The sequence below is a fragment of the Gracilibacillus suaedae genome (assembly GCF_017599345.1).
Lineage (GTDB): Bacteria > Bacillota > Bacilli > Bacillales > Amphibacillaceae > Gracilibacillus > Gracilibacillus suaedae.
Genome location: NZ_JAGFVL010000023.1, coordinates 19,107 through 40,235 on the forward strand (window position 1 = coordinate 19,107; position 21,129 = coordinate 40,235).

Annotated in this window: 21 protein-coding genes; 17 read left to right on the top strand and 4 right to left on the bottom strand. The window is 37.8% G+C overall.

Going from position 1 to position 21,129, the window contains the following annotated elements; translation table 11 throughout:
- Positions 1-52 precede the first annotated feature (52 nt).
- Positions 53-1,774, top strand: a complete 1,722-nt coding sequence (locus tag J5J03_RS06205; RefSeq protein ID WP_208587419.1) for a methyl-accepting chemotaxis protein — start codon at positions 53-55, stop codon at positions 1,772-1,774.
- Between the two features lie 260 nt (positions 1,775-2,034).
- Positions 2,035-3,765: a methyl-accepting chemotaxis protein gene (locus J5J03_RS06210; protein ID WP_208587421.1), complete on the top strand. Its 1,731-nt coding sequence runs from the start codon at positions 2,035-2,037 to the stop codon at positions 3,763-3,765.
- A gap of 752 nt (positions 3,766-4,517) precedes the next feature.
- Here the strand turns inward: J5J03_RS06210 and J5J03_RS06215 are convergent.
- Positions 4,518-5,558, bottom strand: coding sequence for an FUSC family protein (locus J5J03_RS06215; RefSeq protein ID WP_208587424.1), 1,041 nt, complete (start codon positions 5,556-5,558; stop codon positions 4,518-4,520).
- A gap of 212 nt (positions 5,559-5,770) precedes the next feature.
- On the opposite strand from J5J03_RS06215, the gene J5J03_RS06220 reads away from it, so the two are divergent.
- The 4 genes from J5J03_RS06220 (at position 5,771) to J5J03_RS06235 (ending at position 9,127) form a co-directional block, all read left to right on the top strand.
- A complete protein-coding gene (locus tag J5J03_RS06220; RefSeq protein WP_331460441.1) occupies positions 5,771-6,223 on the top strand; it encodes an IDEAL domain-containing protein in 453 nt (150 codons plus the stop codon).
- 105 nt (positions 6,224-6,328) lie between these two features.
- Positions 6,329-7,102, top strand: coding sequence for an SDR family oxidoreductase (locus tag J5J03_RS06225; RefSeq protein ID WP_208587429.1), 774 nt, complete (start codon positions 6,329-6,331; stop codon positions 7,100-7,102).
- Between the two features lie 12 nt (positions 7,103-7,114).
- Positions 7,115-8,107, top strand: a complete 993-nt coding sequence (locus tag J5J03_RS06230; protein WP_208587431.1) for a Gfo/Idh/MocA family protein — start codon at positions 7,115-7,117, stop codon at positions 8,105-8,107.
- 63 nt (positions 8,108-8,170) lie between these two features.
- Positions 8,171-9,127 (top strand): nuclease-related domain-containing protein, encoded by a 957-nt coding sequence (locus tag J5J03_RS06235; protein WP_208587434.1) that lies wholly within the window; start codon positions 8,171-8,173, stop codon positions 9,125-9,127.
- Positions 9,128-9,245: 118 nt separating this feature from the next.
- Here J5J03_RS06235 and J5J03_RS06240 read toward each other — a convergent pair whose 3' ends face one another.
- The gene (locus J5J03_RS06240) at positions 9,246-11,267 is read right to left on the bottom strand and encodes a penicillin-binding transpeptidase domain-containing protein (RefSeq protein ID WP_208587443.1); all 2,022 of its coding nucleotides are present in this window, start codon (positions 11,265-11,267) and stop codon (positions 9,246-9,248) included.
- Between the two features lie 54 nt (positions 11,268-11,321).
- Complete coding sequence (locus tag J5J03_RS06245; RefSeq protein ID WP_208587445.1) at positions 11,322-11,903, bottom strand: class D sortase; 582 nt, start codon at positions 11,901-11,903, stop codon at positions 11,322-11,324.
- A gap of 308 nt (positions 11,904-12,211) precedes the next feature.
- On the opposite strand from J5J03_RS06245, the gene J5J03_RS06250 reads away from it, so the two are divergent.
- From J5J03_RS06250 to J5J03_RS06255, 3 genes are all read left to right on the top strand, one after another.
- A complete protein-coding gene (locus J5J03_RS06250; protein ID WP_208587449.1) occupies positions 12,212-12,538 on the top strand; it encodes a helix-turn-helix domain-containing protein in 327 nt (108 codons plus the stop codon).
- Positions 12,539-12,932: 394 nt separating this feature from the next.
- Positions 12,933-13,037 carry a VanZ family protein gene (locus tag J5J03_RS22340; RefSeq protein ID WP_407927820.1) on the top strand — a complete coding sequence of 35 codons (105 nt, stop codon included), beginning with the start codon at positions 12,933-12,935 and terminating at the stop codon, positions 13,035-13,037.
- Positions 13,038-13,143: 106 nt separating this feature from the next.
- Complete coding sequence (locus J5J03_RS06255) at positions 13,144-13,290, top strand: hypothetical protein (protein WP_208587452.1); 147 nt, start codon at positions 13,144-13,146, stop codon at positions 13,288-13,290.
- Positions 13,291-13,343: 53 nt separating this feature from the next.
- Here the strand turns inward: J5J03_RS06255 and J5J03_RS06260 are convergent, their stop codons facing one another.
- On the bottom strand, positions 13,344-13,985 hold the full coding sequence (locus J5J03_RS06260) for a YigZ family protein (RefSeq protein ID WP_208587454.1): 642 nt from the start codon (positions 13,983-13,985) through the stop codon (positions 13,344-13,346).
- Between the two features lie 156 nt (positions 13,986-14,141).
- Between J5J03_RS06260 and J5J03_RS06265 the strand changes: the two genes are divergently transcribed.
- The 8 genes from J5J03_RS06265 to J5J03_RS06300 all read left to right on the top strand — a co-directional run bounded on the left by J5J03_RS06265 (position 14,142) and on the right by J5J03_RS06300 (position 21,126).
- Positions 14,142-15,287: a sensor histidine kinase gene (locus J5J03_RS06265; protein ID WP_208587596.1), complete on the top strand. Its 1,146-nt coding sequence runs from the start codon at positions 14,142-14,144 to the stop codon at positions 15,285-15,287.
- 107 nt (positions 15,288-15,394) lie between these two features.
- Entirely contained in the window at positions 15,395-16,096 is a 702-nt protein-coding gene (locus J5J03_RS06270) for a response regulator transcription factor (protein ID WP_208587455.1), read from the top strand.
- Positions 16,097-16,465: 369 nt separating this feature from the next.
- Positions 16,466-17,323 (top strand): DegV family protein, encoded by an 858-nt coding sequence (locus tag J5J03_RS06275; RefSeq protein WP_208587456.1) that lies wholly within the window; start codon positions 16,466-16,468, stop codon positions 17,321-17,323.
- Positions 17,324-17,602: 279 nt separating this feature from the next.
- Positions 17,603-18,940, top strand: coding sequence for a DEAD/DEAH box helicase (locus tag J5J03_RS06280; RefSeq protein ID WP_208587461.1), 1,338 nt, complete (start codon positions 17,603-17,605; stop codon positions 18,938-18,940).
- Positions 18,937-19,635, top strand: a complete 699-nt coding sequence (locus tag J5J03_RS06285; protein WP_208587463.1) for a ComF family protein — start codon at positions 18,937-18,939, stop codon at positions 19,633-19,635. The genes J5J03_RS06280 and J5J03_RS06285 overlap by 4 nt, the downstream gene beginning before the upstream one ends.
- A gap of 31 nt (positions 19,636-19,666) precedes the next feature.
- Complete coding sequence (locus J5J03_RS06290; RefSeq protein ID WP_208587466.1) at positions 19,667-20,089, top strand: TIGR03826 family flagellar region protein; 423 nt, start codon at positions 19,667-19,669, stop codon at positions 20,087-20,089.
- Between the two features lie 254 nt (positions 20,090-20,343).
- Positions 20,344-20,598, top strand: coding sequence for a flagellar biosynthesis anti-sigma factor FlgM (gene flgM, locus J5J03_RS06295; RefSeq protein ID WP_208587474.1), 255 nt, complete (start codon positions 20,344-20,346; stop codon positions 20,596-20,598).
- Between the two features lie 30 nt (positions 20,599-20,628).
- Complete coding sequence (locus tag J5J03_RS06300; protein ID WP_208587476.1) at positions 20,629-21,126, top strand: flagellar protein FlgN; 498 nt, start codon at positions 20,629-20,631, stop codon at positions 21,124-21,126.
- The last annotated feature ends 3 nt before the right edge of the window (positions 21,127-21,129 follow it).

The following is a 21,129-nucleotide window of genomic DNA, read 5'->3' on the forward strand; positions in this document are numbered from 1 at the left end:
CTAAAATAGTTTGTATGCGCATCAAGTATTCTACATCGTTGGAGGGATGGTAATGAAAAATGTTTTTCATTTAAAAAATTTACGGTTCAAGAATGTAAAGATTGGTACAAAGTATGGTCTTATCCTTAGTGTTGTTCTAAGTCTTTTTGTGATTTCTGCTGTGTTAGTTTCCTTTTTCTTGCAAAATGTTCAATCGCAAATTGAAGCAATGGAAAGAAGGGGAGATAGAGCAGTTGATGTCACAGAGATGGGGTCATTAATCAGAGCTAAAGGGATCCGCGTGTTTCAATATATGGAAGATCCTACATCTGAAGTAGTAAATGATTTCAATCAGCGTAAAGATTTATTCAAAAATTTAGAGGATAATTTAGCCGAAGAATTGAACGGTACAGAGGCAATAACGCTAGTTGAAAAGATCATTGAATTAGATGAAGCATTTAACCTCGAGTTTAATGAAGTGATAAGTTATGTTGGACAAGGAGATATGGAAATGGCTTCCCAACATGCAAGTCAGGCACATACCACTCAGCGGGAAGTTGTACAGGCATTAGAGGAATTAACAGAAATGGTCAATGCAGATAGAGCAAATGCTGTGAAAGAGGCAAAAACAAGTCAAACAATGGCCATCGTAGCACTAGTTATCGCGATTGCAGTATCACTGATTATTAGTATCATTTTAATTATCATCGTTAATCGAACTGTTTCCAAAAACTTAAATAAAGTAGTTGATGTAAGTAATAGCATTGCCGATGGTAATCTACTGGTTAAAAATATAGAATATAAAGGAAATGACGAAATAGGACAACTTTCTAGTTCAATAAATAAGATGAGTACGAACTTAAGAAAGATCATTCAACAAGTTTCAACTGTTTCGGATACAGTGACTGCTCAAAGCGAAGAATTAAATCAATCAGCAAATGAAGTGAAGTCTGGAACGGAGCAAATAGCTTCAACTATGCAGGAATTAGCATCAGGTGCTGAAACTCAAGCGAATCATGCCGGCGATGTCGCTTCCAAGATGAGTGATTTCTCTCAAAAAGTACATGAAGCGGATCAAAATGGGGAGAAAATTGAAGGTGCATCAGCTAATGTATTAAGTATGGCTGAAAATGGTAATGAATTGATGAGCTCCTCTGTTGCACAAATGGGTCGAATCCATACGATTGTACAAGAAGCAGTGGAAAAGGTACGTGGTTTAGATAATCAATCAAAAGAAATTACAAAACTAGTAGCCGTGATTAAAGATATCGCGGAACAAACCAATTTATTAGCATTAAATGCAGCCATCGAATCAGCTCGTGCTGGCGAACATGGCAAAGGTTTTGCGGTCGTAGCAGATGAAGTTCGTAAATTAGCGGAACAGGTAGCAGAGTCCGTTAATGATATCACTGGAATTGTTACGAATATTCAAAGTGAGTCTTCTAATGTAACGCAATCTTTAGAAGAAGGTTACGGTGAAGTAGAAGCAGGGTCTGAACAAATTGAAAAGACAGGAGAGACTTTCGAACAAATTAATCATGCCGTAACAGAAATGGTTTCTAGTATCACTACTGTAACAACTAATTTGTCTGACATGAGGACAAGTAGTGAAGAGATTAATAGTTTTGTCGAAGAAATTGCATCGATTTCGGAAGAATCAGCAGCCGGTGTTGAACAGACGTCAGCATCTGCTCAACAAGCCAGCAGTGCGATGGAAGAAGTATCTTCAAATTCAGAAGATTTGGCAAAACTGGCAGAAGAATTAAATGGTTTAGTAAGACAATTTAAGATTTAACCCACGCCTGAGGAAGTAGCATTCGATATACGATAAAAACACGAACATATCAAGTTGTTCGTGTTTTTGTTTGGAGAAAAGTATATTTCCAAGTAAGAGTGTTTATGGTGTAATTGGATAATTTTTGAATAAAATAAGGTTAAAATAACTAGTACGGACGTGTAGAAATAATCATTTGGTAATGGTACAATAGATTTATACAAATATAAGCGATGTATTTATACGTACAACATTCATTTGTTTCATACGGGGGGAAGAAGATGAAAAATTTTTTGAGAAAATTAAAATGGAGAAACTTACAGCTTAAGGATGTGAAAATCGGTAACAAGTATGGATTAATATTAAGTATTGTCCTAGCATTATTTGTAGTTTCTTCTATTATTGTTAGTATTTTTATGCAAAATGGCAAGGATGAAATCGAAGTCATGGAACGAAGAAGCGAACGTGCAGTGCTCGTAACGGAAATGGGGTCACTTTTGCGTGCGCAAAGTATTAGGGTGTTTCAATATATGAATGATCCTTCTGAAAACATAGCAGAAGAATTTAATCAGCGCAAGCAACGTTTTCTTAATTTAGCGCAAGAATTAACGGGAAAAATGAACGATGAAAATGAACAAGAACTGCTTGATTCTATTATTCTTGAGGTACTAGAGTTTAATACTTCTTTCGATGAAATCGTTATCAATCATGCGGAAGGGAATCATGATTCTGTTGAACACCATGCAAATAGGGCCCAACGAATTCAGTCAGAGACTGTAATCGCTTTAGATGAATTAAAAGAACTAATGGATGAACAGCGTGTAACAGCAGCAGATGAAGCAAAACATAGTCAAACAATAGCTCTATTTGCCCTTATCATTGCCGTTATTGTTTCATTTATTATTAGTATTTTCTTAATTATTCTCGTCAATCGTATTATTTCTAAAAACCTTTCGAAAGTCGTGGATGTAAGTAATGAAATAGCTGACGGTAATTTACAAGTAGAGGCAATTGATTATGATGGTAAAGATGAGATCGGCCAACTAGCTCACTCTGTTAATACAATGAGTACTAACTTAAAGGACATTATTCAGCAAGTTTCGAAAGTTTCTGAAACTGTGAGTGCCCAAAGTGAAGAATTAAACCAATCGGCAAACGAAGTGAAATCAGGAACCGAACAAATTGCATCCACCATGCAGGAATTATCTTCAGGAGCAGAGACACAAGCTAACCATGCTAGTGACGTCTCCATGATGATCGGGGACTTCTCGAAAAAGGTAAAAGAGGCAAATGAAAACGGGACAAACGTAGCAAAGGCATCTACAAATGTATTGGATATGACAGGTAGCGGTCGTGAAATGATGGAATCCTCTGTTGCACAAATGGGACGAATACATACGATCGTACGAGATGCTGTAGATAAAGTACGTGGCTTAGATGGACAAACGAAAGAAATTTCAAAACTAGTAGCAGTTATTAAAGATATTGCAGAACAAACGAATCTTTTAGCACTAAATGCGGCGATAGAATCAGCACGTGCAGGTGAACACGGTAAAGGTTTTGCTGTTGTGGCAGATGAAGTTCGGAAATTAGCAGAACAAGTTGGAGAATCAGTTTCAGATATTACAGGAATTGTTGTAAATATTCAAAACGAATCTTCTAATGTCTCGCAGTCACTTGAGGAAGGGTACGAAGAAGTTGAAGAAGGTTCATCACAAATCGAAAAGACGGGAGAAACGTTTGGACGAATTAATAATGCGGTTAACGATATGGTATCAAGCATTAAAACTGTTACATCTAACTTATCAGAAATGGCATCAAGCAGTGATGAAATAAATGGCTCTGTAGAAGAGATTGCTTCGATTTCGGAAGAATCAGCTGCCGGTGTTGAGCAAACATCTGCATCTGCTCAACAAGCAAGCAGTTCAATGGAAGAAGTATCTTCAAATTCAGAAGATCTGGCAAAACTGGCAGAAGAATTAAATGACTTAGTAAGACAATTTAAGATTTAAAGAAACAAAGGAGCTGGGACACAAGTATCTAAGTTAAATAAAGCCCCGAACTTTCCATAACAAATGGAGTAGTTCGGGTCTTTTTAAATGCAAGCTCAGGATTTTTATAACGTCTTAAACGTAAACTGTGCAGTAACTGGACATGGATTTGCTCTCTTCCATTCTGCATTTTGATGAGTGCTGCCATACGCTCCGGCAGAATACTGCGCTTTCCATGGGAACAGCCTCAGCTAGGGAACTACGTTGAAATATCTTCTTTGCTCCCTTGTGCCGAGGAAGCTTACTTCGAATCGTTAGTAGAAGACGTAGGTGCATCACAGGGTCTTCGGACTCGCGTGAGTTCCCATAGGAGTCTCCGTATTCTGCCTCCGCTAAGCGTAGTGTTCTGATTTTCGAAAGAAGAGAACTTTTGGTAAATATATTCTGTGAATATCTTCTTACTTGATTAGAAATACACACTAAGCTGCGGAAAAATGCGACACTCCTGGGGGAACAGCGCGAGCCGAAGATCCACTTGCTGAAGTGATTTTCTTCAGCAAGTTAGCTGAGGCCGTGCCCCCGGAAAGGGAGTATTTTTCCGCAGCGACGAATGAGCACTTAACTTCAGAGAATGGAAGAAAGCCACTAAACAGAATTTTCATTACTTCGCAGTATGTATCTACTATGAACAAATAAGCAACATTTGAATAAGTTAGATCTTGTCAACGTTCTTCTTAAGCTTGAAATGTGTTAAGTGTGTCCCAGTTTCTTTGTTATTTCTTTAGTTCATTTTCACTAATTAATATCTTTTCTACGATATTATAAATAGACAATACTTCATATAAGATAATAACTTCTGGTGTGAAAAGGGTAGTATTTTGATCCTTGCTTGGCTTTTTACTCTCCCAGAATTGATTCATTAATTTTTTAACCTGTTGTCGATAGGCACTTGCCTTATAATGATCGGGATATTTCATGAAATCAACTAATGTTTCCACCATTTCGATAATGTCTTCGCATTCTTGCTTCGACCAACAGATATTCTGGATTGGTGTATTAATTAAGTTACCAATATGATAATGAATCAATCGTAATCTCGTCAGGTTTTTTCTTTCGTAATCAAATAAACTTTTCGTATGCTCGTCCAGTCGATGGTATTTCGACTCATCTGCTTGAAAGTTCAACAATTTATCCGTCTGATCCAAAGTCATTTTTAATGTTAGAAAACGCTTGTCTATCTCTGTTTTTTGATTGGATAGTTCACTTTTTCCAACTAATTGCTTCAATATAATCTCTAATTCTTCTCCTGTCTGTTTCAATAGATCATGGATATTAGTCATTATTTTCTTTGTATAATTAGGCGGTAAAATAAACATATTGACTAAGGTTGATACTAATAGTCCAACTGTTGTGGTGCCAAGTCGAATAATAAAAGAGATAAATAAATTAGTATGAATTACTTCGATCATGGCAACTGATGTCAAGGTTGCCACTAGCAGTCCTGCATGTAAACCTAATCGATAACACGTGATAATCGTAAACAATGCGGACAATGTATAGGTTATGGGTGAGTTCCCAAACAAGTAAATAAATAAAACGGCATAGGCTGAACCTATTGCCGAAGCAGGAAAACGGACGATCCCTTTTTTTATCGAATCAGCAACAGTTGGTTCGACCGTGACAATCGCAGTGATGACAGCAAATACTGGTGGCCAGCCGATCCATTCACATAACAGTGATGTTAAAAAGACAGCTAATGCTGTTTTGATTATTCGTCTACCAAAAAAACGGTAGCGTAACTTTGACCATTTCATTAGAAAGAATTCTCCTTCGAACATTCTATTGCTTAGTATACCGCAGAAATCTTTAGCTTACCATGATGAATCTTGCTTAAATGGAAAGATAATGTTTACTGGGCAAAAATTTCTTTTTGGGAATTAGTTGTAAACGCTTTCTTATTCCGTGCATATGATGTAAAATAAGAATATATCTCAAGCAGATTAGTGCGTTGTGAATTTTTGAGGAGGTGTTGAAATTGCTTTCCGTAAAAATGTTAAAACCGTATTATGTAAAAGAAGAAGGCAAACACATTCGGGTGGTACTCGCTTATCAATATTTTTCTTTATTAATGGATGATGAAGTATATCATTTTGTGCCGCTCGAAGCTCGAGAAATTCGAATTAACCGTGATACACAACAAATTCAAAATAAAAATGACGTTTTTGTTTTTCAAAAAGGAAAAAAATATAACCGGATAACATTATCAGATCTGATAAAAGTAAAGGATTTTCAGGAGCATCTATCCACTATTTTAAGTCCGTATATGATCATGTCCCAAACTGATGATAATACAGATAATATTGACCATGTGATTATGGAATTAGAGAAAAGTAATTTATTAAGACTTATCGATCGAGCTTTGGATGATAAGAATCCAGAAAGCTTCCATTTATATACAACAAAGTTAAATGAAATGTAGCAGTTGCTTAGGGCAGCTGTTTTTTCTTTTATGAATCTCCTACAAGCCCCTTGTTGCTTGCTATTGTAATCGCATCCCTTTTAAAATAGAGACAGGAGGTGTGTCATGGATTTAGGGGTGAAGAACAAAAAGGTTCTTGTTACAGCAGCAAGCAAAGGTTTAGGTAAGGCATGTGCCAAAGCATATGCTGAAGAGGGTGCACATGTTGTTATCTCAAGTAGAAGTAAAGCACAACTAGAGGAAGCAGTAGCTGAGATCGTTGAAAAAACAGGGAATGTTAATGTAGAAGCAATAGTCTGTGACCTTACCAAAAGTCAGGACATTGAAAACCTAATGCAGACAATTGGTCGTGTTGATATTTTAATCAATAATGCCGGAGGACCACCTGCAGGTAAGTTTAATGACTTTGATGATCAGGATTGGCAGCATGCTTTTGAATTGTTGCTCATGAATATTATTCGTACTGTTAGAGCCGTAACACCTGGAATGAAAGAACAGCAATTCGGACGCATTGTTAATATTACATCAAGTTCGATGAAACAAGCACTAGACGGACTATTACTATCGAATACATTCCGTCCTGCTATTGTTGGCTTATCCAAGAGCTTATCCCAAGAATTAGCTTCTGATCAAATTTTGATTAATTCAGTTGGTCCCGGCACAATGGAAACAGATCGGATTCGAGATATATACAAACACCAATCTTCAGATGAATCTGTTGAAGAACGTATTCAAAAAGCGGGAGCAAATATCCCGATTGGTCGAATTGGACAACCAGAAGAATTCGCAAAGGCAATCCTTTTTTTAGGATCAGCTGCTAATACATATATTACTGGTCAAACCTTAATTGTAGATGGTGGAGCAATGAAAACATTATAAAGGAGAGATAACATGGCAAGATTAAAATGGGGAATACTAAGCACAGCAAAAATCGGAAGAACACAAGTGATACCAGCAATTCAGAGATCCAATAATGGGGAAGTAGTCGCGATCGCAAGTAGAAATCAACAAACAGCAAAAGAAGTAGCTGAAGAGCTCCAAATTCCACGTGCGTTTGATAGCTATGAGGCATTATTAGACGATCCAGAAATCGATGCAGTCTATATTCCACTGCCAAACGCCTTACATAAAGAATGGGTGATCAAAGCAGCCGAAAAGAACAAACATGTACTTTGTGAAAAACCTGTTGCAGTCACTAACGAAGAATTAGAGGAAATGATTACTGCGTGTAAAAGAAATAATGTGGTATTCATGGAAGCATTTATGTATCAATTCCATCCCCAGCATCAAAAAGTCAAGCAATTGATTGATGACGGTGTGATTGGCGATGTAGCCTTTATGCGCGCAAGCTTCTCTTTTTATTTGGAAGACCGTTCCAACATTCGCTTGATTAATGAGCTTGGTGGTGGATCAATGTTTGACGTCGGATGTTACACATTACATGCGATTCGTAATATCCTAGAACAAGAACCTGTATCCGTTCACGCAAGTGCATACTATCATCCAGAATTAAAAGTGGATACAACGATGGCGGGTACAATGACCTTTGGAAATGGCATTGTTACATCTTTTGATTCCAGTTTCGATAGTACAGCACGTGAACAATACGAAGTGGTCGGTTCAAAGGGAAGCATTACGGTAACATCTGCATTTCGACCAGACACGAATGAAGGAATGACAGGTGAAATCCATGTAAAAACAGATGAAGGTACAGAAGTATTGCAAGAAGCGGGTGACCAGTACACATTAATGGCAGAACACTTCGCTCATGCAGTATTGAACAATCAACCGTTATTTTATGATACGAGCAAAATGCGCAACCAAATGAAAGTACTTGATGCCGTATATGAGAGTAGTAAAACAGGACAGGTAATTTCATTATAAAAGAGAAGCACAGTAGATTTCTGCTGTGCTTTTTGTTACTATATATTGGAAAGGAGAGGAGAAATGATACCAATAACATCGTTAAAACTATTGAAGCACAAAGCACTACTTGATCGACTACCGAAAGATCATCCTCAATATCGCTACATCTATGACAAGTGGCGGCAATTTGAATCAGGACAAGTAGGAGAAGCAAACCTTGAATATTACCTGAAGCGAGCCTACCTTGATTCACCCCAATTCCTTAACGGCCTCCGCTTTGAGCACCAATCCGCATTCCAGATCGACTGGCTCCTTTTAGATCTAGGCTATCGCATCATACTAGAAATCAAGAATTACACCGCGCCCATCTACTTTGATCCACATTCCCGACAGCTAATACGAACGAAAGCAGGAGAAAAAGAAGTATTTCCAGATCCATTATTGCAAGTAGATCTACAATATGCACAATTACGCCGTTTTCTGGATGAGCATAACATCGAACAGCTTCCGACCTTTACTGCAGCGGTATTCGTCAATCGTAATGCAATTCTAGAACTTCAGGATTACCCAAATAGGCACCGGATCCTCACAGCACAAGCACTTCCATCTTTTTTAGAAAAAATAGCACGAAAACACCCGGCGAAAATATCACCTTCTCGAAATCAGGAGATTGTATCCTTTTTACGTAATCACCACCAGGAAGCGCATTTTCCGGTACTTGACCGGTATGGTATCAAGTGGAGTGACCTTATTAAAGGTGTACCATGTCCGGCATGTACAAGATTTGCGATGAATAGAATACGCCAGCGTTGGCAATGTCCTTTTTGTAATGAACGCAGCTCTGATGCCCATTTGCCAGTATTGTTTGATTTAGCGTTGTTGTCGGAGAATAGAATAACAAATAAACTAGCTAGAGAATTTTTAGGAACAGCTTCCCCAGAAGTGATTAAAAAATTATTTCAGAGAGCTCCATTAATCCGAAAAGGAAATAATAAAGGTGCCTATTATAAGCATGTTGATTTGATTAAGTATTTGTAAAGTGCCCGATAAATGACTAAAAGTGCCCGATATCATAAGGAAAGTGCCCGATATAACGTAAAAAGTGCCCGATATCAAAAAAAGAGCTAGCCCGATCCCTCGGGCTAGCTCTCGATTCTTATTTTATCTCAGAAAATACGTTTCCGACTTTTTCAGCGACATATCCACTGCCATTCGATTTGTCTTCGATGTTTTCAACCATCATAGCGATGATTACACTGCCGTCTTCCGGATAGCCGACAAACCAGCCATTCTCAGCAGCATCTTCTTCATCAAGTGATTGCTTCAGTTCTGCAGTTCCAGTTTTTCCAGCTATCCCAAATCCACTAACGTTTGCTTCACTTCCGGTACCATCTGTTACTACGCCACGTAATGCATCGCGAATGATGTCAGTATTTTCACTGGAAAGCACTCCTTCTTTCCATGTCTGTCCGTCTTCTTCATCCATCAACAAGGTTGGTTGGACAATGTTTCCGTCATTTTGGAAAATGGAATAGCTCGTTGCTAGTTGCAGTGCACTCATTTCGAGTTGACCTTGACCATAACTCGTATCAGCTAATAGTACTTCTTCACTTAATGTACCATCAGAAGAAATAGAGCTTGCTTCGATTGGGTAAGTGAAAGGGAACTCTTCCTCACCAATACCGAATGCTTCTAAGCCAGATACAAAAGCATCTTCACCCATTTCCAATGCTTGCATGGCAAAATAGATATTGTCGGAGCGGACGAGTGCATCTCTTAAGTCAACCGGACCATTTGATTCAGAAACACGTCGAACGGAGTAATTACCCCATCCTTCTTTTTGCCAGGTCAGTCCTTCGATGGTGTAGCCTTCATTTGGGTCAATGGATCCATTTTCCAAGCCAATAGCACTTGTAATTGGTTTAAAGGATGATCCAGGTGCAAAGGTTGCGCTAAATCGATTTAATAATGGATTCTTCGGATCTTCTTGCCACTCATTCCATTGATCACCACTAAGTCCATATAGAAAAGCGTGCGGGTCAAAAGCTGGACTGCTTACTAATGCTAATGTTTCACCAGTCGAAGGATCAATTGCTGTAGCAGTTCCGGCGTCTCCGTCTAATGAATCAAAGATGCTTTGCTGTACCTTGGCATCAATAGTGAGGGTGATGGTCTCTCCATCTTTCATCTCAGTTTCAGCGATTACGATAGGCTCCTGATCTTCTTTATCGACATAAATCTGGACACCTTCTTCACCGCGGAGTTCTTCTTCAAATAGCTCTTCTAGTCCTCGATAACCAATTAAATCACTTTCCGAATAAACATTAGAATCGACTTCTTCTAATTTTTCAGCTGTAATTGGTGCGATATACCCTACTAAATGAGCAGCAGCTTCACCTAAAGGGTAGATACGCCCTGTCGTCGTTTGTTTGGTAAATGGTTCAATCGATTGTAAAGCTTCTTCTAATCCATTTTCACTAATGCTAGGAGTTACTTTTAATGGAACAAACACATCTGGTGTTACCCAGTCAGCACTTAAAGCTTGATCAATATCTTCCACTGTAATATCTAGTATTTCTGCAATTTCTTCTTTTTCCTGCTCTTCATCCTCAGTAAACCAATCTTCTACTACACCCAATTCATAAATGCTTTCATTGACAGCAAGTGCTTCGCGATTTCGGTCATAAATTTCCCCGCGAACTGGTTCTACTATATTAATTCCAACTGTTCCGCCATCTTCCAACTCGGGGAAAATAAATCCAGGGTGCCAGTTAACGAGCCAATCAATTTCTTCTTCACCTTCGACCGTTTCGATCGTTTTTACCATTTCAATTTCCGTATCAAAAGAAATGGGGCCTGCCATTGTGTTCATGCTTACACTGAGTGGGAATGACATTGATTCAATCTCTTCCAAGTCAACTTCTTCCTCATCTTCATCTGGTACTTCGTATTCGACTGATAGTTCTGATACTTCCAAGTCTTCATATATCTTTGGATAACGATCAAATTCTTCTTTATCCGTATCTTCTTCGACCATTTGATACATACTTTCGAAGTCTTCTGCCATCCAATAGTCTACATATTCCTGCAGGCGGTCTTCAGGCTGGACTTGCTCGTCTTCTTGACAGGCAGCTAAAAATGCTAACAAACTTATCAATACAATTAATAACCGTTTCATTTAATTTACCCCCTCTAAACAAGTGAAAAAGCGTATTGCTAACAGACAATACGCTTAATAAATTGGTTTTGCATAGATAATATATCTTTCAGGTGCGTTTCCTACATAGGAAAATGGATAGCAAGTCGTGATAACCAATTCTTCTTCAGGCGCTGTTGATTTAATAATGGTTGTATCGTCTGCATCAACAATCTTGGAATCAACCATTTCATATTCAAATTCTCCGTATTCCAATTCTATTGTAAAGGTATCTCCGACCTCTACTTCTCCTAGTTCGCGAAATACAGTATCACGATGGCCCGACAGCACAATTTGATCGTTTTGTTGTGGATAGGCTGAACCGCGATAATGGCCGACTCCTTTGTCTAATTCATCTGGGTCAGTACCTTCGACGATAGGCAATTGAGCATCAAGTGTTGGAATATGCAAAAAACCAACTGCTTCTCCCATATCTGGAAAAAAGTCCTCCGGTGCTCGTTTTGTTGACTCACCTGTTTCTTTAGAAGATTGCTCAAGTAATTCGTTTACTTCAGTGACAGCCTGTTTTTCAGCAGCTTGTATTTGGAAGTAACGATAACCGCCAATACTTAGAAGCACGATTCCTGCCAATATAAAAAGTAGTGCTAACTTCTTCATAGTATTCCACACCTCTTTAGTCTATGTATTATCCATATTATACTAATAATAATGGTAAATTGCACGTGTTTATTAACGGAAAATAGTTGCAACTCTTCGACAAATGAACTAATTTCCTATTTGGACAAACTAAAATATTACGTTTTAACGAATGTTTCTACAGGACTTTAGTCTTGATTTTTTGCATAATACGCAAAAATAGTCATAAACCCTTGCATAATTCGACAAAAAGACGTACCTTTATATAGAACGAACTAAACTATTTATGTTATAATAATCATGGTTAGCAGGAAAGTGGGTGAATTGTTGTGATAGGGCAAAAAATTCAAGAATTAAGGAAACAAAAAAGAATGTCATTATCTGAAGTTGCCGAGCAAGCTGGGATTGCCAAGTCCTATTTAAGCTCTATTGAACGTGGAATCCAATCTAATCCATCGATTCAATTTATGGAGAAGGTAGGTAAGGTCCTTGGTGTAACTGTTAATGAATTATTAATGTCTCAATCTGATGAAGCAATTAAAGAACAACTAGATGAAGAATGGTTAAAGCTTGCAGAAGAGGCAATGCATTCTGGTGTCTCTAAGCAAGAATTCAAAGAATTTTTAGAATTCAACAAATGGAAGCAAAATCATTAATTAAACAGACAAGTCAGCCACTTAGATGAGTAGCTGACTATTTTTTTATCACGGTACTAAACGTCTATAAGCTCCCACAACAAGCTTCAAGTTACCAAGAAAGCTAAGCTAGCTCCTTGATAGGTACTAGTAGGGGGCAAAACGGCTGATCATAGTCTCACTTTATCTCCTTAGTGAACAAGAATGTAATCGACGGTCAAAAATAGTGGTATAATTCACAAAGTATTATAGTAGAAAAAAAGAGGAGTTTAAGGAAAGTTAATATATTGGTTTTTCTTTATATGATGAAAGGAAGTCATATATAACGCATCAAATCCATCACACGAGGAAAAAGACATTAAGCCATATCTTTCTAAACATTTGACTTATCAACTTCATGGAAGTATAAAAAGCAATTCTATTATCTTTCTTTGCATTTTTTGTTACTTTAGTGTACGCTATTTTTGATGAATGGCATCAAGGAACCGTACACCACCTGCAGGTGATGTCGTCTCGATGAAATAAGAACTGTGATAGTGCTTTTGGTTGTTTTCATAGTAAACAAGTTACGAAAATAGAAGTACAAACATATTGTATAATTAGGATGGGTAAAGGGGTTGAGTCGTTTGACGGAGCAAGAGGTGTATCGATCAATATTACAAAAAATGCTAGACCAAACCGAAAGCCAACAAATCGATAATTCACAGGAATTTATAAAAAAACTGACGAATGAACTTAAGCAGGCAAATCTATTAACATTTCATAAAAAATAATAAAAAACAGAGTGTGAACCTGATTCACACTCAAATTATTTCCAGGGAAATAGTCATTCGGTCGATATGTCTACCTCGATATAAGAATCCTCTCCTTCCTTTAGTTCAGCATTTCCACTAGTCAATTCTGTTATCCAGTTCGTGAAACCAGTTTCTTCACCAACCAAAGTACGGACGTGAAAGGTTACTTTATCCAAATATTCCGTTTCTTCTAATAAATATTCAGATTGGCGTAATTCATTTTCCAATTTTCCTAACAGAGTATAATCAACTGTTACAAAAAACATCTTCATTCGTTTTCGTTCGACAACACCTGTCGTATTGATCGCTAATGAGGTTGTACTGGAATATGCACGAATCAACCCACCTGCCCCAAGCTTAATCCCGCCAAAATATCTGGTAACCACGACTGCCGTGTCTTTTAATTGCCGTTTCTTTAAAACTTCTAAGATGGGAACACCAGCAGTACCACTCGGTTCGCCGTCATCATTAGCTTTCTGAATTTGATCATGTTCACCAATCATATAGGCAGAGCAGTTATGTGTAGCATCAGCATGTTTCTTTTTGATTGCTTGAATGAATTGCTGGGCTTCATTTTCACTTATAACGCGTTTCACATATCCGATAAACCTTGATTTTTGAATGACTCGCTCATCAGATCCTTCTAGCTTCACTGTAAAATAGTGGTTAAGCATCTATAAATCCTCCTAAATACAAATAAATTTGTGTTCATGAAATGAATGCGTGTAAAATAATTGTAATAGGGAATAAAGAATATTATGATAACCCCCTAAAAAAGAACTATATATTTCGTATGGTATAAAATGAAACTAGGTGGTGAGGTTTTGTATATGAAACATACAGATCGTACATTAGATTATATAATAGACGAGATGATAGATACAGTAAAAAACAGCAAGGATGAAATCTTTGAAATCGCCGAAGATTCTCGTAAGGAATATCAAACGTTAGAGCAAGAACTAGCAGTGTTAAAAGAAGATGTAACGGTGGTAATTGATGAAGGAGATGCCCTTGAAAAGAAAGTAAAACTAGCCAGAAAAAAACTAGCTGAAGTCAGTAAAAACTTCAAAGAATATTCAGAGGATAAAATTAGGGAAGTATACGACCAAGCCCATCAGCTTCAAACAGATTTAGTGGTAACACGTGATAAGGAAAAAGTACTTAGAGAAAGACGGGATGAAATTGAGTTACGGCTAAAATCAATCGAACAAATGGTCGAACGAGCAGAAGGATTAGTAGGAAAAGTTTCGATCGTCTTGAATTATTTAAATGAGGACTTTCAAGAAGTCTCTGATTTAATTAGTGATGCCTATGAAAAACAAGAATTTGGTTTGAAAATTATCGAAGCACAAGAAGAAGAACGTCGCCGACTTTCGAGAGAAATGCATGATGGCCCAGCACAGATGTTAGCGAATATTATGCTGCGTTCAGAAATAGTCGACCGTACCTTTAAGAAAGGTGATGTAGATAGCGCAGTCCAAGAAATGCGTAATGTTAGAGTTATGATTCGTGAATCTTTACATGAAGTAAGGCGGATTATCTATGACTTACGCCCAATGGCACTGGATGATTTAGGGTTAATACCGACTATTAAAAAGTACATAAGTACATTAGAGGATCAACATCCTAATATTCGCTTCAAATATCAGTCGTCTGACGAGCGATTACATAGTCATTACGAAGTAGCTTTATTTCGTTTAATACAAGAATCGATACAAAACGCAATAAAACATGCGGAGGCTGAACTTATTTTGGTGGAGTTAGACATTTCTTGTGATAGAGTAGTTGCTACAATCACTGATAATGGCAAGGGTTTCGAACAATCCGAGAAAAAAGATAAATCTTTTGGTATAATAGGCATGCACGAGCGAGTCGATATTCTTGGAGGAGACTTAGACCTTACCAGTAAAAAAGGAGCTGGCACAAGAGTTAACATCACAATCCCTCTGGAACTTGACGATAATACTGCAAATTAATCTGAATCAGGTATAATGGTAGGGATAGGAATTAATCGCACTAATACAACGATGAACTTATCAAAAAATAAATAAAATAGTATATAGGAACTTGAGGAGGAGTAATCATGTCAACTAACATTGTATTAATCGATGATCACAAACTGTTTCGCGAAGGGGTTAAAAGGATATTAGAATTGGAGAATGGTTTTAATGTTTTAGCAGAAGGTGACGATGGTTCCATGGCAGCAGAGCTTGTAAAAAAATACAAGCCTGATGTGGTACTGATGGATATCAACATGCCTGGTGTTAACGGTGTAGAGGCAACTGCTGAGTTGTTGGAACGTTACCCTGGCGTAAAAGTCATTATTCTTTCGATTCATGATGATGAAAATTATGTAACCCACGCTTTAAAATCTGGTGCACAAGGTTACCTACTAAAAGAAATGGATTCTGACGCGCTGATTGATGCTATTTCCGTTGTGTCAGAAGGTGGCTCTTACTTACACCCGAAAGTAACCCATAATTTAGTCAAAGAATATCGCAGGTTAGTAACAGAAGAAGACGCATTATATGATTCTGACACTTCCCTTTCAAAATTGAAAGAAGTAGAGCACCGAAAACCACTTCACTTACTGACTCGACGTGAATGCCAAGTGTTGCAATTACTTGCAGAAGGTAAAAGTAACAAAGGGATTTCAGAATCACTTTATATAAGTGAAAAAACCGTAAAAAACCACGTAAGCAGTATTTTGCAAAAAATGAAAGTAAAAGACCGTACGCAAGCTGTTGTTATTGCTATCAAAAAAGGCTGGGTAGAAATCTTATAAGTATTATCCATGTGTATGCGTTGAAAGAAGCGGACATTTGTTCCTCTATTTTGTATTAAAACGATATTTTTTTGGAGCTGACGGACATTCAATCCCCTATTTCGCCTATTTTATGCTCATTAATGAGAAATGGCATGAAATAAGGGAATGGATGTCCGCGAAAGCCACGAAGAAATCGTTTTTGATGCTAATAACGGAATAAATGTCCGTTCGTTTTTGGTGATGCTGTTTTGCGAACAGTAATCATCATGATCAGGGCTTGTACTTCTTTCCAAATACCTTTCTCAACTTAAGACTATGCAACAAACATAATATTAGGTAAAATAAAATATAGTAAACTATAAATTAGTAGAAAGGTTCGATATAAATATGAGAGTTGCTGTCATTACCGATAGTACGGCATATATTCCAGTTTCGTATAGAAAAGAAAAAAATATACATATGGTCCCTCTGAATGTGGTAATTGGGAACGACTCCTACCAGGAAGAAATCGATATCTCCACAGAAGAATTTTATCAGAAAGTAAGAGAGGTAGAGGATTTCCCCAAAACTTCACAACCTTCTATCGGCCTCATAACGGAAAAATTAAACGAACTCGCCAAAGATTATGATCAAGCCATTTTTATTACATTATCCAGCGGTATTAGTGGTACTTTTCAATCCATTGTTACAGCCCAATCAATGGTAGAAGGAATGGAAGTCTTTCCATTTGATTCGGAAATCAGTTGTATGGCGCAAGGATTCTATGTGCTCGAAGCAGCAGACATGGCTCAGAATGGCGAAGATTCTCAAACAATTATGGCACGCTTGCATGAGATAAAGGAATCACTTCGCGCTTATTTCATGGTAGACGATTTAAGTCACCTTCACCGTGGCGGCAGATTGAATGGTGCTCAAGCTCTAATTGGTAGCATGCTTCAAGTCAAACCAATTCTGCATTTTGAAGATGCTAAGATCGTGCCATATGAAAAGATTCGTACCAAGAAAAAGGCATTAAAGCGAATCTTCGAATTATTCGAAGAAGATGCTTCAACAGGAGTACCGATTCGAGCAACTGTTATACATGCAAATCGTGAGGCTGAGGCTGAAGAAATTAAAAAGGAATTAGAAACACGTTTTGACAACGTAGATGTATCAGTAAGTTACTTTGGTCCTGTTATCGGTACACATCTCGGTGAAGGATCACTAGGGATGGGATGGTATAAGAAAGGTGGAAGCGCCCGGTAAGCGACGTATGGACTGCGCTCGTGAAACACGAGTGGATCGATATTGTCACGCAAAGTGACGGTCTTTACGATCATACTTTCGTAGGAGATAAAGGAAACTCTTTGGGAGCTAGAAGCGACTCGATGTTGACTTTAAACTCAAGGGCATAAGGGTGACTAAGCCTCTGGTTTTACCAATCGGCAAGGTACGAAGATCACACTAGTTGTTGGGCGCTGGACCTGGACATAAAAATATAATATTGGTGGGGCTTGTCCCCACCAAACATATAGGAGGTTTGCCATGAATTTTTCTAAAACCCTCGCAGGAAAGCTTTTGTTAACCTCAGAACTTCCACTTACAAAGCCAACAATTGATTATTTAATCCGCACTGACCAATTAAAACAACTCCCAAGTATAACAACCAAATATGGACGGTACCAATGTAACCGTTGTGGCAATAAAAATAAACAGTTGTTTGCCAATATACCATGCGCAAGGTGTAACCACACTCATCTTTACTGCCGTAATTGTGTCCAAACAGGCAGAGTTCTTCAATGTGATACACTGATTACGTGGAATGGAACAGTTCCGTCTTGGTCACTTCAAGCACAACCATGTTACTGGACAGGCACATTAACCCCACCTCAACAAAAAGCAGCACAGTCAATTACACAAGCGATCAGCACTCATCAAAATGAACTATTGATCTGGGCTGTATGTGGATCTGGTAAAACAGAAATGCTATTTCCAGCAATAACGAAATCAATTAAGGAAAGAAAACGAATCTGCATTGCCACACCAAGAGCAGATGTAGTAAGAGAACTATTTCCTCGTCTTCAGCATGCTTTCCCACATACGGAAATCGAAGCGTTGTATGCAGATTCTCCAGATCGAACCGATAAAGGACAGCTGATCATCAGCACTACTCATCAACTAATCCGTTATCACGAAGCTTTCGATGTCATGATTATTGATGAGATTGACGCTTTCCCTTTTCATCATGATCAAACATTACCCTATTTAACAGATCGAGCTTGCAAATTGGATGCCACATCGATTTATTTAACAGCAACTCCTAGACCAGAGCATAAACGAAAAATCCGTCAAAGGAAATTGCCTGTGCAATTTGTCCCGATTCGCTTTCATGGTTACCCACTGCCAATTCCTACCCTTAAAATCGAAATAAACCTACGAAAAAAGCTCAAACAAGGAACAGAACCAAAAGCTCTGCAGCAATTTCTCGTTACAAGATCAACTTCCCGCCAATTATTAATTTTTGTCCCAACGATAGAATTACTAAAAAAAGTAGCCGATCACTATCAGGAAGTTGCTGTACATGCCGAAGATCCTGCCAGAAAAGAAAAAGTCGATCAATTCCGACAAAAAAAGATCAAAACCCTCGTTACCACAACGATTCTTGAACGAGGGGTAACCTTTCCTTCTGTAGATGTCGTGGTTCTCGATGCGGGACACCATGTCTTCGACGAAGCAGCATTAGTACAAATTGCTGGAAGAGCAGGAAGAAGCCCGGGTGATCCTACTGGGGATGTCCTGTTTATTCACCAAGGCAAAACCAATGCCATGGAAGATGCAATTGCACAAATTAAAATGATGAATAAGAAAGGAAAAAAACGATGACATATTGTTTAAAGTGTCAGGATTGGATTAGTCAGTCAGTTACTTGGAGTACACTTTTTTTACCAAGCCAACAGACGAGCTTATGTGATAGCTGTAATTCACAATTAGTTAGAATTAATGGTGCTATTTGTGAAAAGTGTGGCAGACAAATGCCGTCTAGAATGATATGTGATGACTGCAAGAAGTGGCAAACAAATGATAAATATCGTGATGTATTACAGTTTAATCGACCGCTTTTTCCGTACACTCCATTTATGCAAGAAATCATAACTCAGTGGAAATATCGTGGTGATTATCAACTTAAAGAAATATTTACGCCTTACATCAAAAAAGAGATACGAAACTTTTATCCGACCAAATCCTTCACGATCGTACCAATTCCACTAACAGATGAAAGACATCAGGAAAGAGCATTTAATCAGGCAACAGCCATTGCAGAAGTGATTGCTACGCACTATGAAAATTCGATCATAACTGCACTTTCAAGAAAGTCAAGTCATTCGGAAAAACAATCAAAAAAATCAAGGCAACAGCGAATTAAAACAAAAAATCCATTTTTCTTAACTAAATCACTTGAAACTGATGTCTTACTTGTCGATGATATATATACAACAGGTATGACAATTCATCATGCTGCAAAATTACTTAAAGAAGCAGGATCCCCTAATATTTACAGTTTTACACTCGCTAGATAATCAACTAAATATAGAGAAAGAGGTGCTAGAAATGGGAGAATTAGCAAATTGCGCAAGGTGTGATAAAGTTTTTGTCAAAATTACCAAATCCATTTGTCCTGATTGTGTGAAAGAGGATGAAAAATTATTTCAAATTGTTTATGACTTTCTCAAAAAACGTGAAAATAGACGAGCTACTATCCCTGAAATCGTTGAAGCAACAGGAGTAAAGGAGGATATAATCTTACAATTTGTAAAAGATAAACGACTTCGATCTACTCAGTTCCCTAACATAAGTTTTCCGTGTGAACGGTGCGGAGAACCGATTGCCAGTGGGAAAATTTGCGAGAACTGTCAAAATGAATTATCTTCGGATTTACGCTATCAACAGGAAATTGAACAGGTGAAACAGCGAAACGAACAGCATGAAAAAGAAAGAACTCAAACCTACTACACTAGAAGCAAGGAAGATTAAAACCTTAACGATAGGAGGTTTTTTATGAAGGGTTGATCTGTTCCTTTGATAAAGGCTTTTCTTCCTTGGAAAAGTTCTTCTGTTCCTTGGATAAAACCTCCTCTTCCTTGGAAAAGACTTCTCCTCCTTGGATATACCCCCTTCCCAAACCACTCTCAAATCGATATACTAAAAGAATATTAAACATTTCGAAGAACCGTCCGATATAGATAATAAATACATATGTACGAGAAAAAGGAAAGAGGTGAAAGGTCTTGAAAATTCATGGACCCAACCATACAAATATGAATCCCTACCAAAAACAACAACATATCCAGCAAAAAGTAGCATCCAAGTCCCGTTCACTGAAACCCGATCAATTAGAAATTTCAGATAAAGCAATAAAAATGCAACAAAAAGATTCTCGCCAAGCTTATGTGAATGAAATTAAACAGCAAGTAGATAATGGTGAATATCAAATAAACAACAAAGAAACAGCCAAGAAGCTAATAAACTATTGGAAAGCCTAATATTACGTAAGAAAAAGGAGCAGACCATTTATGTCCGTTCAGCCTATTATCCAACACCTAAATAAATTGATTGAGTTACATGACAGTTTACTGCACGTATCGAAACAAAAAACAGAAATTTTAAAAGAAAATCAGACAGATGCCTTGCAGAAGTTACTAGTCAAAGAACAGAAACATGTACAGGCAATCAACCAAATCGAGCAAAAACGAATCGATACAGTAGCCGACTGGGCAACCGAGCAAAAACTAGACCCTACAACTGTCACAGTATCGACAATTATTGAAGAATATACAACTGGAGCGGAACAACAACAATTGGAAGAAGTAACATTACGTTTAGCAGAACAATTAGTAGAATTGCGTCGTCAAGAGGATTTAAACAAACAGTTAACCCAACAGTCTTTACAATTTGTTCAGCTGTCATTAAACATGATGCAGCCAACCATAAAAAATTTAAATTATGGAAATAACAAACATCAATCAAAGCCGTCCGCACCGAGACGTTCGGCATTTGATTCGAAAGCGTAAGTA